Source organism: Thioclava sp. IC9 (assembly GCF_002213225.1).
GTDB lineage: Bacteria > Pseudomonadota > Alphaproteobacteria > Rhodobacterales > Rhodobacteraceae > Thioclava > Thioclava nitratireducens.
Genome location: NZ_NBNX01000009.1, coordinates 19982 through 32606, shown reverse-complemented (window position 1 = coordinate 32606; position 12625 = coordinate 19982). Strand labels below are relative to the sequence as shown.

Annotated in this window: 14 protein-coding genes; 7 read left to right on the top strand and 7 right to left on the bottom strand. The window is 66.0% G+C overall.

The window, feature by feature from the left end:
• Nucleotides 1-57 precede the first annotated feature (57 nt).
• From ccmI to B6V76_RS17810, 3 genes are read left to right on the top strand one after another with little or no spacing between them, the layout of a single operon-like run.
• On the top strand, nucleotides 58-1629 hold the full coding sequence (gene ccmI, locus B6V76_RS17820; protein ID WP_088728072.1) for a c-type cytochrome biogenesis protein CcmI: 1572 nt from the start codon (nucleotides 58-60) through the stop codon (nucleotides 1627-1629).
• Entirely contained in the window at nucleotides 1626-2099 is a 474-nt protein-coding gene (gene ruvX, locus B6V76_RS17815; RefSeq protein WP_088720082.1) for a Holliday junction resolvase RuvX, read from the top strand. Before ccmI ends, ruvX begins: the two co-directional genes overlap by 4 nt.
• Nucleotides 2096-2341, top strand: a complete 246-nt coding sequence (locus B6V76_RS17810) for a DUF1289 domain-containing protein (protein ID WP_078548071.1) — start codon at nucleotides 2096-2098, stop codon at nucleotides 2339-2341. The genes ruvX and B6V76_RS17810 overlap by 4 nt, the downstream gene beginning before the upstream one ends.
• 4 nt (nucleotides 2342-2345) lie before the next feature.
• Here the strand turns inward: B6V76_RS17810 and B6V76_RS17805 are convergent, their stop codons facing one another.
• Nucleotides 2346-3446 carry an ABC transporter ATP-binding protein gene (locus B6V76_RS17805; protein ID WP_088728071.1) on the bottom strand — a complete coding sequence of 367 codons (1101 nt, stop codon included), beginning with the start codon at nucleotides 3444-3446 and terminating at the stop codon, nucleotides 2346-2348.
• 95 nt (nucleotides 3447-3541) lie between these two features.
• Nucleotides 3542-4321, bottom strand: coding sequence for an SDR family oxidoreductase (locus tag B6V76_RS17800; protein WP_075776968.1), 780 nt, complete (start codon nucleotides 4319-4321; stop codon nucleotides 3542-3544).
• A gap of 211 nt (nucleotides 4322-4532) precedes the next feature.
• Between B6V76_RS17800 and B6V76_RS17795 the strand changes: the two genes are divergently transcribed.
• Nucleotides 4533-5516: a Hint domain-containing protein gene (locus B6V76_RS17795; protein ID WP_088728070.1), complete on the top strand. Its 984-nt coding sequence runs from the start codon at nucleotides 4533-4535 to the stop codon at nucleotides 5514-5516.
• Between the two features lie 132 nt (nucleotides 5517-5648).
• On the opposite strand, the gene B6V76_RS17790 is transcribed toward B6V76_RS17795, so the two are convergent.
• Both B6V76_RS17790 and B6V76_RS17785 read right to left on the bottom strand, forming a co-directional pair.
• Nucleotides 5649-6467 carry an inositol monophosphatase family protein gene (locus B6V76_RS17790; RefSeq protein WP_088728069.1) on the bottom strand — a complete coding sequence of 273 codons (819 nt, stop codon included), beginning with the start codon at nucleotides 6465-6467 and terminating at the stop codon, nucleotides 5649-5651.
• 146 nt (nucleotides 6468-6613) lie between these two features.
• A complete protein-coding gene (locus tag B6V76_RS17785) occupies nucleotides 6614-6976 on the bottom strand; it encodes a helix-turn-helix transcriptional regulator (protein ID WP_075776971.1) in 363 nt (120 codons plus the stop codon).
• Between the two features lie 396 nt (nucleotides 6977-7372).
• On the opposite strand from B6V76_RS17785, the gene B6V76_RS17780 reads away from it, so the two are divergent.
• Entirely contained in the window at nucleotides 7373-8341 is a 969-nt protein-coding gene (locus tag B6V76_RS17780; protein ID WP_088728068.1) for an NADPH:quinone oxidoreductase family protein, read from the top strand.
• Here the strand turns inward: B6V76_RS17780 and B6V76_RS17775 are convergent.
• The gene (locus tag B6V76_RS17775) at nucleotides 8332-9180 is read right to left on the bottom strand and encodes a LysR family transcriptional regulator (RefSeq protein WP_075776973.1); all 849 of its coding nucleotides are present in this window, start codon (nucleotides 9178-9180) and stop codon (nucleotides 8332-8334) included. The two genes, B6V76_RS17780 and B6V76_RS17775, sit on opposite strands and share 10 nt — an antisense overlap.
• A 114-nt stretch (nucleotides 9181-9294) precedes the next feature.
• Here B6V76_RS17775 and B6V76_RS17770 point away from each other — a divergent pair, with 114 nt between their 5' ends.
• Nucleotides 9295-9525, top strand: a complete 231-nt coding sequence (locus B6V76_RS17770) for a DUF1127 domain-containing protein (protein ID WP_088728066.1) — start codon at nucleotides 9295-9297, stop codon at nucleotides 9523-9525.
• 134 nt (nucleotides 9526-9659) lie between these two features.
• On the top strand, nucleotides 9660-10379 hold the full coding sequence (locus B6V76_RS17765) for a Bax inhibitor-1/YccA family protein (RefSeq protein WP_075776975.1): 720 nt from the start codon (nucleotides 9660-9662) through the stop codon (nucleotides 10377-10379).
• Between the two features lie 56 nt (nucleotides 10380-10435).
• Here the strand turns inward: B6V76_RS17765 and B6V76_RS17760 are convergent, their stop codons facing one another.
• On the bottom strand, nucleotides 10436-11410 hold the full coding sequence (locus B6V76_RS17760) for a glyceraldehyde 3-phosphate dehydrogenase NAD-binding domain-containing protein (RefSeq protein WP_088728065.1): 975 nt from the start codon (nucleotides 11408-11410) through the stop codon (nucleotides 10436-10438).
• A gap of 84 nt (nucleotides 11411-11494) precedes the next feature.
• Complete coding sequence (locus B6V76_RS17755; RefSeq protein WP_088728064.1) at nucleotides 11495-12592, bottom strand: transglutaminase domain-containing protein; 1098 nt, start codon at nucleotides 12590-12592, stop codon at nucleotides 11495-11497.
• Nucleotides 12593-12625: the final 33 nt, after the last annotated feature.

Sequence of the window (12625 nt, the reverse complement as noted above, 5' to 3'; positions counted from 1 at the left end):
ACCCTTTCGGCGCAGCGTCATCTCGCCTAAATGGGAGGCGAAGGATGAGGAGACGCCATGCTGTTCTGGATTATCGCCGCCGCGCTCGTTGCGGTCATTGCGCTTCTGTTTGCGCTTGCCCTGTTGCGCGGACGTGGGGAAGACGAGATGGCACCGGCGGCCTCGTATGACGTGCAGGTCTATCGCGACCAGCTGCGCGATCTGGAACGCGACGTCGAGCGTGGAGTCACATCACGCGAGGAAGCCGACCGGGCAAAGCTGGAAATTTCGCGCCGAATGCTCGAGGCGGACCGCAAGGCGCAGGCAGGCTCCGATCTGGGCCGGGCACCGAAAGGGCCGACCATCGCGCTGGTGATAGGTGGCGTCGTGATCTTCGGCGCGGCGTTCTGGCTCTATACCCGCATGGGCGCGGAGGGCTATCAGGACCAGCCGATCGCGCAGCGTTTCGCGGATGCCGACAAGCTCTATGACAGCCGCCCCTCGCAGGCCGAGGCCGAGAAGATGCAGAAAGCCCGCGCGACCCCCCCGGCCAATCCGGACCCGAAATTCCTCGAACTGATGAAAAAGCTGCGCGAAGCCGTGGCGAAGAAGCCCGACGATCCGAAGGGCCTCGAACTGCTTGCACGCAACGAGGCGGCGCTGGGCAATTTCGACGCCGCATGGAAAGCGCAGCAGCGGCTCGTCGCGACAAAGGGCGATGCCGCCACCGCTCAGGATTACGCCGAGCTGGGTGAGATGATGGCCGTGGCCGCTGGCGGGCTGATCACGCCCGAGGCGGAGAAAGTCTTCGCGACCGCGCTGAAGATGGACCAGAATAACGGGCTCGCGCTCTATTATGTTGGCCTGATGATGGCGCAGAACGGGCGCGGCGACCGGGCGTTCCGCCTCTGGGACAACTTGCTGCGCAACTCGGAAAGCAGCGATCCGTGGGTGCCGCTGGTGCAGCAGAACATCGAGGAACTGGCATGGCTCGCGGGCGAGAAGGATTACACCCCGCCGAGACCGCGCGGCGCGCCCGGCCCGTCGCAGGCAGATGTCGCGGCGGCGGCGGACATGTCGCCCGAGGCGCGTCAGCAGATGATCCGCTCGATGGTGGAGCGCCTGAACGACCGGCTGGCGCAGGAAGGCGGCAGCGCAGATGACTGGGCACGCCTGATTTCGTCGCTGCGCATGATCGGTGAGGTCGACCGCGCAGATGCGGTCTATGGCGAAGCGAAGGGCAAATTCGGCTCGCGCCCGGACGACATGGCGAAGATCGACGCGGCCCATCAGGCCCCGGCCGGTCAGGCGCTGCAGGACATGGGTGGCGCGCAGGCGGGGCAAAGCGCCCCGCAAGCGGCCCCCGCCCTGCCCGGTCCGAGCGCGCAGCAGATGAAGGACGCGGCCTCGATGACGCCCGAGGAGCGCCAGCAGATGATCCAGGGCATGGTCGATGGTCTCTTTGACCGCCTGACCATCGAGGGTGGCACGCCGCAGGAATGGGCGCGGGTGATCTCGTCCCTCGCCACGTTGGGCCAAACCGACCGCGCCAAGGAAGCCTGGGGCGAGGCGCAGAAGGCGTTGGCCGACAAACCGGATGCGCTGGCTCAGGTCGAGGCGGCGGCGAAATCGGCAGGTGTGGCGCAATGATCTGCGAGACGATCGAAGAATTCGCCGATGCGATCCCGCGCATGGGCGGCGTCGCAGGGCTCGATCTGGGCACCAAGACCATCGGCGTCGCGGTGTCCGACGGGCTGCGCTCGGTCGCGACGCCGCTATCGACGATCAAGCGCAGGAAGTTCGGCCTAGATGCCGAGGCGCTTCTCAAGATCGTGGCGGAGCGTGATTTGAAGGGGCTGATCCTCGGCCTGCCGAAGAACATGGACGGGACCGAAGGAGCGCGCTGCCAATCGACCCGCGCCTTCGCTCGCAACCTCAGCCGCCTCACCGATCTGCCGATCAGCTACTGGGACGAGCGGCTGAGCACGGTCGCCGCCGAACGCGCGATGCTGGAGGCCGATATGTCGCGCGCCAAACGCGCAGAGGCGATCGACCACGTCGCGGCAAGCTTCATCCTGCAAGGCGCGCTGGATCGGCTGCGCTATCTGGGGGCGGCATGAACGATCCGCAAAACACCGACGACATCTGGAAACGCGCCGAGATAGAGAGCCCCTGCGTCAAGCTCTGCCAGATTCACCCCGAGGCGCGGATCTGCATCGGCTGCTACCGCACGATGGAAGAAATCGGCGCGTGGTCGCGGATGACGCCCGAGGCGCGCCGCGAAGTGATGGCGGAACTGCCCGAACGAGCCCCGCAACTGCGCAAGCGCCGCGGCGGACGCGCAGGCCGACAGGACCGCTGAGCGCTTAAGCGCCGCCCCCTTTCGCCGGGAAGACAAAGCAGCGATCGCGCCGGATCATCAGCCACATCGGCGTGCCGGGCTTCGGCAGGAATACGTTCGGGACGCTGGCGCGCAGGATCGTGCCGTCGAAATCCATCCGGAACTCGACGAGGCTCTCGCGGCCCAAGAAGCGTGCGCGTTCGACGACGCCCCGCGCGGGCGTGCCGTCCTGCGGCGTCGGGGACGGGCCGCGCCCTGCCCGGTCGAAATCGATCTTCAGATGCTGCGGGCGGATCACGATGTCAATCTCGGTCCCGTCCGCATGGCCCGGCGTCAGGAAATCGCCGAACGCGGTCTCGGTCAGCGCGTCCTTCACACGGCCCTTGAGCACATTCACATCCGAGAAGAACGCCGCCGCCGCCCGGTCCACAGGCGCGTTATAGAGGTTATAGGGCGCGCCGCGCTGCACGATCTTCCCGCCGCGCATCAGCAGGATCTCATCGGCCATCCGCATCGCCTCATGCGGCTCATGCGTGACCAGAAGAACGGCGGTGTTTTCCTCTTTCAGAAGCGCCAGAGTCTCGTCGCGGATATCGTCGCGCAGACGCTCGTCCAGTCCCGAGAAAGGCTCGTCCATCAAGAGGATACGCGGTCGGGGTGCAAGCGCACGTGCCAGCGCCACGCGCTGCTGCTCGCCGCCCGAAAGCCCGTGCGGATAGCTGTCGCGATGGCGCAGCAGGCGGACCTTCTCGAGCAATTCCGTCACGCGGGCGCGCTTTGCCGCCGCATCGCCCTTGAGGCCGAAGGCGATATTTTCGGCAACCGTCAGATGCGGAAACAGCGCAAAGTCCTGAAACATCAGCCCGATCGCGCGTTGCTCGGGCGGGACGTGAACGGAGCCGTCGCTGATCGCGGCTCCGTCGACGTAGATCTCGCCCGCATCCTGCGTATCGACTCCCGCGATCAGCCGGAGCGTCGTCGATTTGCCGCAGCCCGAGGGGCCCAGCAGACAGGTCACCTGCCCCGCTGGGATCGCAAAGGACACGTCGTCGACCACGGCCAACCCGTCGAACACGCGGCCAAGCGCGCGAACTTCGAGGCGCGGAGGGGGTAATTGTGCGCTCATGCAGCGAAATCTCGACCGAAAGTGTCAGGCAATGCAGGGCGGGAGATAACAGCCCCCCGCCCCCCAAGCAAGCCCGGCAGGGCTGGCAGACCGGCTTAGATCGAGATGTTGTTCAGCCCGCCATCGAGCATCACGTTCTGCCCGACCATGAACCCGGCATGAACCGAACACATGAAGGCACAGGTTGCACCGAACTCCTCGGGCGTGCCGTAGCGACGCACCGGGATCGATGCCTCGCGCTGCGCTTTGGCTTCCTCGACCGAGATGCCCTTCGCCTTCGCCGCTGCCGTATCGAGCGACACCGCGCGGTCGGTCGCATGCAGGCCCGGCAACAGGTTGTTAATGTTCACGCCATATTCCGCGACCTGCCGCGAAGTGCCGGCGACGAAGCCGGTCAGGCCGGAACGTGCAGAGTTCGACAGGCCGAGCTGCGCGATCGGCGCGCGCACGGATTGCGAGGTGATATTGACCACCCGCCCCCAGCGCTGCTCGATCATGGCCGGCAGCACCGCCTGCATCATCGCGATCGGGGCCAGCATGTTCGCATCGAGCGCCGCGATGAAATCGTCGCGCGACCAGTCGCGCCAGTTGCCCGGAGGCGGCCCGCCCGCATTGGTCACCAGAATGTCGACCTCGCCCGCTTCGCCCAGCACCGCCGCGCGTCCCTCGGGCGTGGTGATGTCGGCGGCCACAGGCGTCACGGTGACCCCGGTCGCGGCCATGATCTCGTTCGCCGTCGCGGCCAGCGTGTCGGCGCCGCGCGCATTCAGCACGATGTCGACACCTGCCTGCGCGAGCGCCATCGCGCAGCCCCGTCCTAGCCCTTTCGAGCCCGCACATACGATCGCCTTGCGGCCCCTGATACCAAGATCCATCGCGCCCTCTCCTTTGCTTTCATTCTCCGGCGTGATCCGGCGAGCCCATCGCGCGAAACATCGCGCGCGGCCCTGCCAGCTACGCCTCGCACAGTAGCTTGCCCGAATGGGAGGACAAGCGCGCTGTGGCCGCTTGACCATCACGAGCGGCCCGCGGTAAGCCGATGCGATCCAGCAGTTTCAGACGGCCCGACAGGGCGAGGGAGAGCGCGTGTCAAACCCGAGCCAGATCGTTCACGTCTTCGAGGCAGAGGATATCTGGGTCACCTCCGGGGCCAATCAGGGCGACGCGCTCGGCCTTGTCGAAGATTGCGAACCCGGCGACATTTATCAGCTCCATCGCGCCGCCAAACCACGCCGCCTCGTACTGGCCCAGCAAGGCGCCGCGCCGACCGTTGCTGAAGGCTCCGAGATCGGCGCGCCGGGGGATGCGCTCGAGCTGATCGCGCGGCACCTGCTGATCACGCCCGAGGGCGACACGGTCGACATCCTGATGATCTGCCACGAGGCCACGGGCGCGCATTACGCGTTGCCGCTCTCACCGATGGCAGCGCGCTTCGACTACACGTTGCTGGAGGCGCGCGACGATCCCGGCGAGGTGCGGCTGTCGGACCTCGTCTGCGTGGCCTTCACCACCGGCACGATGATCACGCTGGCCGGCGGCGCGCAGATGCCGATCGAGCAACTCACCCCCGGCGCGCGGGTGCTGACCCGCGACAATGGCCCGCAGCCGGTGAAGCTGGTGGCGAAGGCGACGATGCGCGCGCTGGGGTCTTTCGCGCCGGTCGTGATTTCGGCGGGCGTACTGGGCAATGAAGGCGACCTGGTGATCTCGCCCCATCACCGCGTGTTCCTCTATCGCCGCGGCGCGCAGAAGTTGGGCGACACGTCGGAAATCCTCGTGCAGGTGAAGCATCTTGTCGATGGCGAGAATGTCTGGCAGCGCGAGGGCGGGTTCGTCGATTACTTCGCGCTGGTCTTCGACCGGCATGAGATCATCTATGCCGAAGGCGTTCCGGTCGAGAGCCTGATGGTGTCCGAGGCGACGCTGTCACTTCTACCCGAAGAATTGGGCCGCGAGATATCCGAGCGCTTGCCCGACCTCGCCCACCGCCAGCATTTCGGCACCGAGGCGACGCGCGATCTTCTCGATCGGATCGGGCGCGAGAAACTGTTCCGCAAGCGCAAGGATTGAAGCACGAGGGGGCGCGGCCCCCGCTCTTTTCTGCCCTCCGCTTGCGCTTCGGGCGTTCCGCGGGGCGTCCTTCCACTGAAAGGCCGCTGATCTCGCCTCATCCGGCGGGATCTTTTCAGAAAGAGGAAGAGATTAGCCGTTCAGCGCTTCGAGCGCGGCGGCATGAATCTCCGGCGAGGCGGCGGCGAGCACCTGCCCGCCGCGATGGGCCGGACCACCCTGCCAGTTGGTGACAAGGCCTCCCGCCGCTTCGATCACCGCGATCGGAGCCGCCACGTCATAGGGCTGCAGGCCGGCCTCGACCACCAGATCGATCTGGCCGGCGGCAAGCAGCGCATAGGCGTAGCAATCCATGCCGTACCGCGTCAGCCGCACCTGCTTCGACAGCCGAGCGAAGGCCGCGCCCTCTTCCGGCGTGCCGACTTCGGGGAAGGTGGTGAAAAGCGTCGCGCTGTCGAGCCCGCGCCCGGTCCGCACGCCAAGCTGGCGCGCGCCATGCGGACCGTCGAGCGTCGCGCGCCCGAAGCCGCCGGTAAAACGTTCGCCGATATAAGGTTGGTCGATCACGCCCATGAGCGGCGCGCCGGGGCCGTCCAATTCCTCGGCACACAAGGCGATCAGCACGCCCCAGGTCGGCGTTCCCGACAGGTAGCCGCGGGTGCCGTCGATCGGGTCGAGTACCCAGGTCAGTCCGCTTTGCCCGCGGGTGACGCCATGCTCTTCGCCGTAGATGCCGTCTTGCGGGCGACGCTCCGCAATCAGGGCACGCATCGCGGCCTCGGCGGCGCGGTCGGCCTCGGTCACCGGATCGAACCCACCTTCGAGCTTGTTATCCGCGCCGATCCCGCCCACGGGACGGAACTGCGCCAAGGTCTCACGCCGCGCGCAATCGGCAAGCTCAGCGGCCAGGGCCGAAAGCTCCGCGCGGGTATCGGTGTCGAGATCAAGCATCAGTGTCCTCCCCGGGCCGCGCCGTCACCGCAACCGACCCCCAGAAATGAGATAAGGGGAGCGGTAACCGCCCCCCTTCTCCGGGTCAAGCTGCCGACCGCCCCACATTCGGTCGCCAGTTGCGCCTAAAGGCGTCCGCGTGGCGCTCAGGCCGCGTCGGAGAGCACCTTGGCGAGTTCGAACAGCCGGCGGCGCTGCGCCTCCGGGATCGAGTAATAGGAGCGCACGAGCGCGAGCGCCTCCTTGTCGGACAGAATATCTCCCGCCACTTCCGGTTGCATCCCGCTATCTTCCGCGAGCCCTTCGAAGAAGAAGGAGATCGGAACTTCGAGCGCATCCGCGATATCCCAGAGTCGAGATGCCGAAACCCGGTTCATCCCGGTTTCGTATTTCTGGATCTGCTGGAATTTGATCCCAACTTTGTCCGCGAGCTGTTGTTGGGTCATCCCAATCATCCAGCGGCGATGCCGGATCCGCTTGCCTACATGGACATCAACCGGATGCTTCATACTCTTTCCCCTTCAAGCCAATTTCACCCACAAACTACCGTGCGCTGAGTGTGGCCTGCGCGGGTAAAATCGCAAACCTGTCTAAAAAGACAGGGAAATTGCAGCTTTCCGCAGCACACCTAACCTAAAGGATAGGTGCCCCCCTATTCGCCTTCCGCGTGTTTTGCGATTTGCAACTCGATGAATTGGATTCCGCTACGGAAACCTATGGTGCCAACCGCCCTCTCACGGAGGATTGATTCGCCGGTCAATGCCCGGCGGCGACCCTGCCGCGACGTCCCGCTCCGGGCTCTGGCAGGCGGGCTGGCCCTGATCGGCTGCGCGGTCTATCACGGGCGACGTAGGGTCCGCTTTGCTGGCCAACCAACCCCGCGACACAACTTGCCGGAGCATTCGATGCGCGCCTATGTTCAAGCCGCCCCCGGGCAAAACCCCGAGCTGACCGAAATCCCCCTTCCCGCCCCGGCAGCGGGCGAGGTGCAGGTGGCCATCCGAGCCTGCGGTCTGAACTTTGCCGACCTGCTGATGATCGAGGGGAAATATCAGGACACCCCCACCCCGCCCTTCACCCTCGGCATGGAGCTCGCGGGAAAGGTCATCGCGGCAGGCGAGGGCTGCACCCTCGCCACGGGCACCCGCGTCGCGGTCTTCTCAGGGCAAGGCGGGCTGGCCGAGGCGGGCAATTTCCCCGAAAGCCGCTGCACGCCGATGCCGGACGCGATGAGCTACGCGCAGGCGGCGGCCTTCCAGATCGCCTATGGCACCAGCCATGTGGCCTTGGAGACGCGTGCAGGCCTCGCCGAGGGCGAGACGCTGGTGGTTCTGGGCGCGGCCGGTGGAGTCGGCCTCACGGCGGTCGAGATCGGCAAGAAGATGGGCGCGCGGGTGATTGCCTGTGCGCGCGGCGAGGCGAAGCAGCAGATCGCGCGCGCCGCCGGGGCCGATGAGACGCTCGATAGCGAGAGCGACGATCTGAAAAGCGCGATCAAGGCCCTTGGCGGTTGCGACGTGGTTTACGACGCAATCGGCGGCCCCGCAGGCGAAGCCGCCTTCCGCGCCCTGAAACCCGGCGGGCGCTATCTGATGATCGGGTTCGCCAGCGGCAGCCAGCCGAAGTTGCCCCTCAACCACGCGCTGGTGAAGAATATCGCGATCCACGGGCTTTACTGGGGTGGCTATCTCAAGCTCGACCCGCAGGTTCTGACCGGGTCGATGGCGCGGCTCTTCGACTGGTTCGCGCAGGGCGGCCTCAGCCCCCATATCGGCGCGACCTATCCGATGGAGCAGATCCCGGACGCGCTGGACGATCTGCGCGCGCGCCGCTCCACCGGCAAGCTGGTCATCGAGATCGACGCTCAGGCATAGGCCTCCCGGATCAGCGCACGCAGCCCCTCGACCGGATCGCCGGTCAGCCGGCCCGTGTCGTAGAAGCAGATCCGCGAGCGGCCGAGCGGCGGCAGACCGCTTTCCGGTCCCAGCGCCACGCAGCCCGGCGGGATGTCGCGCGACAGCCGCACCGCGACGCCCATATCGGCGGCCACCGCCGCGCTCGCCATCTCGTCTGATTGCCCGTCGAAAGCCGGTTTGGACTCGATCCCGACCGCCTCGAGCGCCGCCAAGGCCGCGCCGTAGAACGCGCATCCTTCCTCGATCGACAGCATCAGAGGGCGCGCGCAAAAGGCGCGCCCGAGCTGCGCGCCGATCCAGACCAGTTGATCGGCAGAGAGCACCTCGGCCTCCGGACCGGGCGTCTCCTCCGTTGTCAGGATCATGTCCAGCTCGCCCGCATCCAGCATTCGCCGCAGGGTCTGCGAGCGGCGCGAGGCGAGTTGCAGCCGGACCATCGGCCACTGCTCTGAGAGCGCGCGCAACAGATGCGGCATCTGCGGGCTGACCAGATCATGTGGCAGGCCGAAGCGCACGGTCACCTCGGCATCCGCCGCGCGCAGCCGCGCCAGAGCCGCGTCATTCTCGGCGCAGATCCGGCGCGCATGGTCCAGAAGAGAGCGCCCCGCGCGGGTCAGCGCCATCCTCCGGTTCGACCGATCGAAGAGCACCTTGTCGAGCGCCTCCTCCAAGCGGCGGATCTGCATCGAGACCGCCGATTGGGTCAGGTTCAGAAGCCGCGCCGCCTGCGTCACCGAGCCGGTTTCCGAAACGGTCAGAAGCGCACGCAGCGCTGCGATATCGAGGTTTTGTGCCATGTCGGCCTCTCCATCACGTTTCGTGATGCCAAATAGCACAATCATTCGTTTTCATCATTAAAAAACTTGCGTCATCCTTCCGGGCAGAAACGATCACCCACGGAGGATAAGACGATGACCTTCCTGACCCAGCGCAACGCCGCCTGCTGCGCCCCTGCCCGCCCCGCCCGGCGGAGCGTCCTTGCCACGCTCGCCGCGATTGTCACCCATTACCGCTCGCGCCGGGCGTTGGCGCGGCTCGATGCAAGGCTTCTCGAGGATATCGGGCTGACCGAGTCCGAAGCCGCGTTCGAGGTCCGGCGCCGGATTTGGGACGCCCCCGACCACTGGCGCGCGGGTCGCTGAGGCACAACCTGTGAAAACCATGTGAAACGACGCATTTTCCGGCAGCCCCAAATCTTGAATTCCGGGGCTGCTCTGCCAATATCGGTCGGGAAACCGGTCCGAGGGACGACCGGACGACATAGTTGGAGGTGCTGATGGCTGATTTCGAAACGATGCGGACCCCTCGCGCGGGCACGCGTCAGGCTGCGATTGACGAGGGTCTTCGCGCACATATGAACAAGGTCTACGGGCTTATGTCGCTGGCGATGCTGGTGACCGGGGCCGTGGCGTTTGGTGTGGGTACGAACCCGGCGCTCGTTGCCGCGATCTTCGGTTCGGGCCTCAAATGGGTTGTGATGCTGGCCCCGCTGGCGATCGTCTTCGCCTTCGGCGCGATGATCAACAAGATGTCGACCAGCACGGCGCAGATCGTGTTCTTCGTCTATGCCGCGCTGATGGGCCTGTCGATCAGCTTCATCTTCGCCGCCTATACCGGCATCTCGATCGCGCAGACCTTCCTCGTGACGGCGATCTCCTTCGCGGGTCTCTCGCTTTACGGCTATACCACGAAGCGTAACCTGAGCGCGATGGGCTCGTTCCTGATGATGGGTCTGATCGGCCTGATCGTCGCCTCGATCGTGAACATCTTCCTCGCCTCCTCGGCGATGGCCTTCGCGATCTCGGTGATCGGCGTTCTGATCTTCGCGGGCCTCACGGCTTACGACACGCAGAACATCAAGAACACCTACCTGCAGCTCGCTGCCAGCGACTCGGAGTTCATGGGCAAGGCCGCCATCATCGGCGCGCTGCAGCTCTACCTGGACTTCCTGAACCTGTTCATGTTCCTGCTGCAATTCATGGGCAACCGCCAGTAATCGGCACGCTCACGAGACATTCGAAAGCCCCGCCCTTCCGGCGGGGCTTTTTCATGTCAGCCCATCCGTAGCGCCATATCCAGCATCCGGTTGGAGAAGCCCCACTCATTGTCATACCAGCCGAAGACCCGGATCAGCCCGTGCGCGGTCGCCCGCGTCTCGGGCAGCGCCATGACGACGCTCTCGGGGCGCGCGCGCAGATCGGTGGAGACGAGCGGCTTCCCGGTCGTGCCGATCACCCCGCCTGCGTCCCGCAGCATCGCGTTGACCTGTTCGACCGTGGCGGGATTTTTCACCGTCACCGCCAGATCAACCGCCGAGACGGAGGCCGTGGGCACCCGCACCGCCTGCGCGATCAGGCGACCGGCGAGAACGGGCAGCACCTCTTCCATCAGCTTGCCCGCAGAGGTCGTCGTCGGCACCATCGACAACGCCGCCGCGCGCGAGCGTTCCATCGGGCCGCGCGGCTTGTCGACCGTGGGCTGCGAGCCGGTATAGCAATGCACCGTCGTCATCGAGCCGGTGACGATCCCGAATTCCGCATCGATCAGCCGCGCGAGCGGCGCCAGCGCATTCGTCGTGCAACTGGCGTTGGAGACGATCTTCTGCCCGTTCAGCGCCGAGTCATTGGCGCCCAGAACCACCGTAATCTCCGCCGCTTTGGCAGGTCCCGATATCAGCACGCGACTCGCTCCGCCCGCGATCCCCTGCCCTGCAATCTGCGGGCTGTCGGCCCGACCGGTGCATTCCATCACCAGATCAACATCCGACAGATCGAGCATGGAGATATCATCCGCGCGGTGCAGCGCGATCCGGGTGCCGTTGATCACCAGCGCGCCCTCTTCCAGCGTGACCGTGCCGCGCCACGGGCCGAAGACGCTGTCATATTCGAAGAGGTAAGCCAGCATCTCGGGCGCTTCGATATCGTTCACGCCCACGATCTCCAGCCCCGGCCAGCTCGCAGGCGCCTCCGCCCAGGCGCGCAGCACCGAGCGACCGATCCGTCCGAACCCGTTTATGAAAACACGCATCTGGCGCACCTCCTGCAACCGCCCTTAGCGCCGCAAGGCGCCAAGGGAAAGCGCGCGATTGTCACCGATACGGCAGAGACCGCCTCAAGCGGACAATTCGCGCGCGGTGATCTGGTAGGTGAAGTCCTTGGCGTCGAGATAGTCGCGGCGTTTGCCGTCGATCTCGGCCTGCGGATACATCAGATAGGGCAGCTCCGGCCCGTCCGAACCCGGCAGATCCACGTCATGCGCGTAGTTATAGGCGACCCAGTTGCCTTCCCACGCGCCGAAGAGCTTCGCACGCACATCGACCACTTTGGGGTCTTTGAGGCCCAGATGCCCCTCGCCTTCCTGCAGCATCACCTTGCGCACATCGGCGGCATCGGCAGGCACCCAGCCGAAGCCGCTCAGCCAAACCTCCGAGCGGCAATGCTGCGCGCCGGTGGCGTCGTCGGATTTCAGACCGAGGCTCTTGTAGCCGAAACGCGAGGGCGCGACGCGGATGCCATAGACATCGCGCGCAGGGATCCCGGCGGCGCGCGCCAGACCCACGAAGAGCGCGTTGAGGTCGGCGCATTTGCCCGACAGATCGCCCGAGGTCAGCATGAAGGCGATATCGCCCAACCCGCAGCCCGGCGTCTTCGGGTTGCGCACGGTGTTCTCGACGATCCACTCGTAGATCGCGCGGGCTTTCTCCAGATCGCCGGTCTTTCCACGGGTGATCGAGTCGGCGGTCTGCTTCACGATCCCGTCGGTCGGCAGCAGCTTGGTCGCGGCGGTGAAACGCGCACGCTCGACCTCGTCCAGCGGCTCGACATCGCCCGGCTTGCTCAGATCGACCACGAAGTCCTGCGTCTGGGCCTGTGCGGTCACGGTCAGCTTGCGCGGGCCCTCGGAAGCGCCCCAGACCGCGTGCACCATCGGAGTGCCGCTATCGGGCGCGTTCACGATCTGCACCTCGTCCGCATCGCTTTCCCAGTTCACCGCGCCGGGCTTCATCCAGCCGTCGCCATGCACGGAGGGTACCGGCACCCAGAGCTGCGCCGTCTCGCCGCCGCCGGGCAGGCTGACTTTGGTGACCAGCTCGAAGTTGCGCCAGCCCGTGGGCTTGGGATCGAACGCCGCCATCGCGCCGCGCGGGCTGGCCGCCAGCGCCACCGAAGCCGCGCCGAGTTGCAGAAGACGCCGTCTGTTCAAAGCCATGTCACCACTCCGCTGAATTCTGGCCGCGTTCTA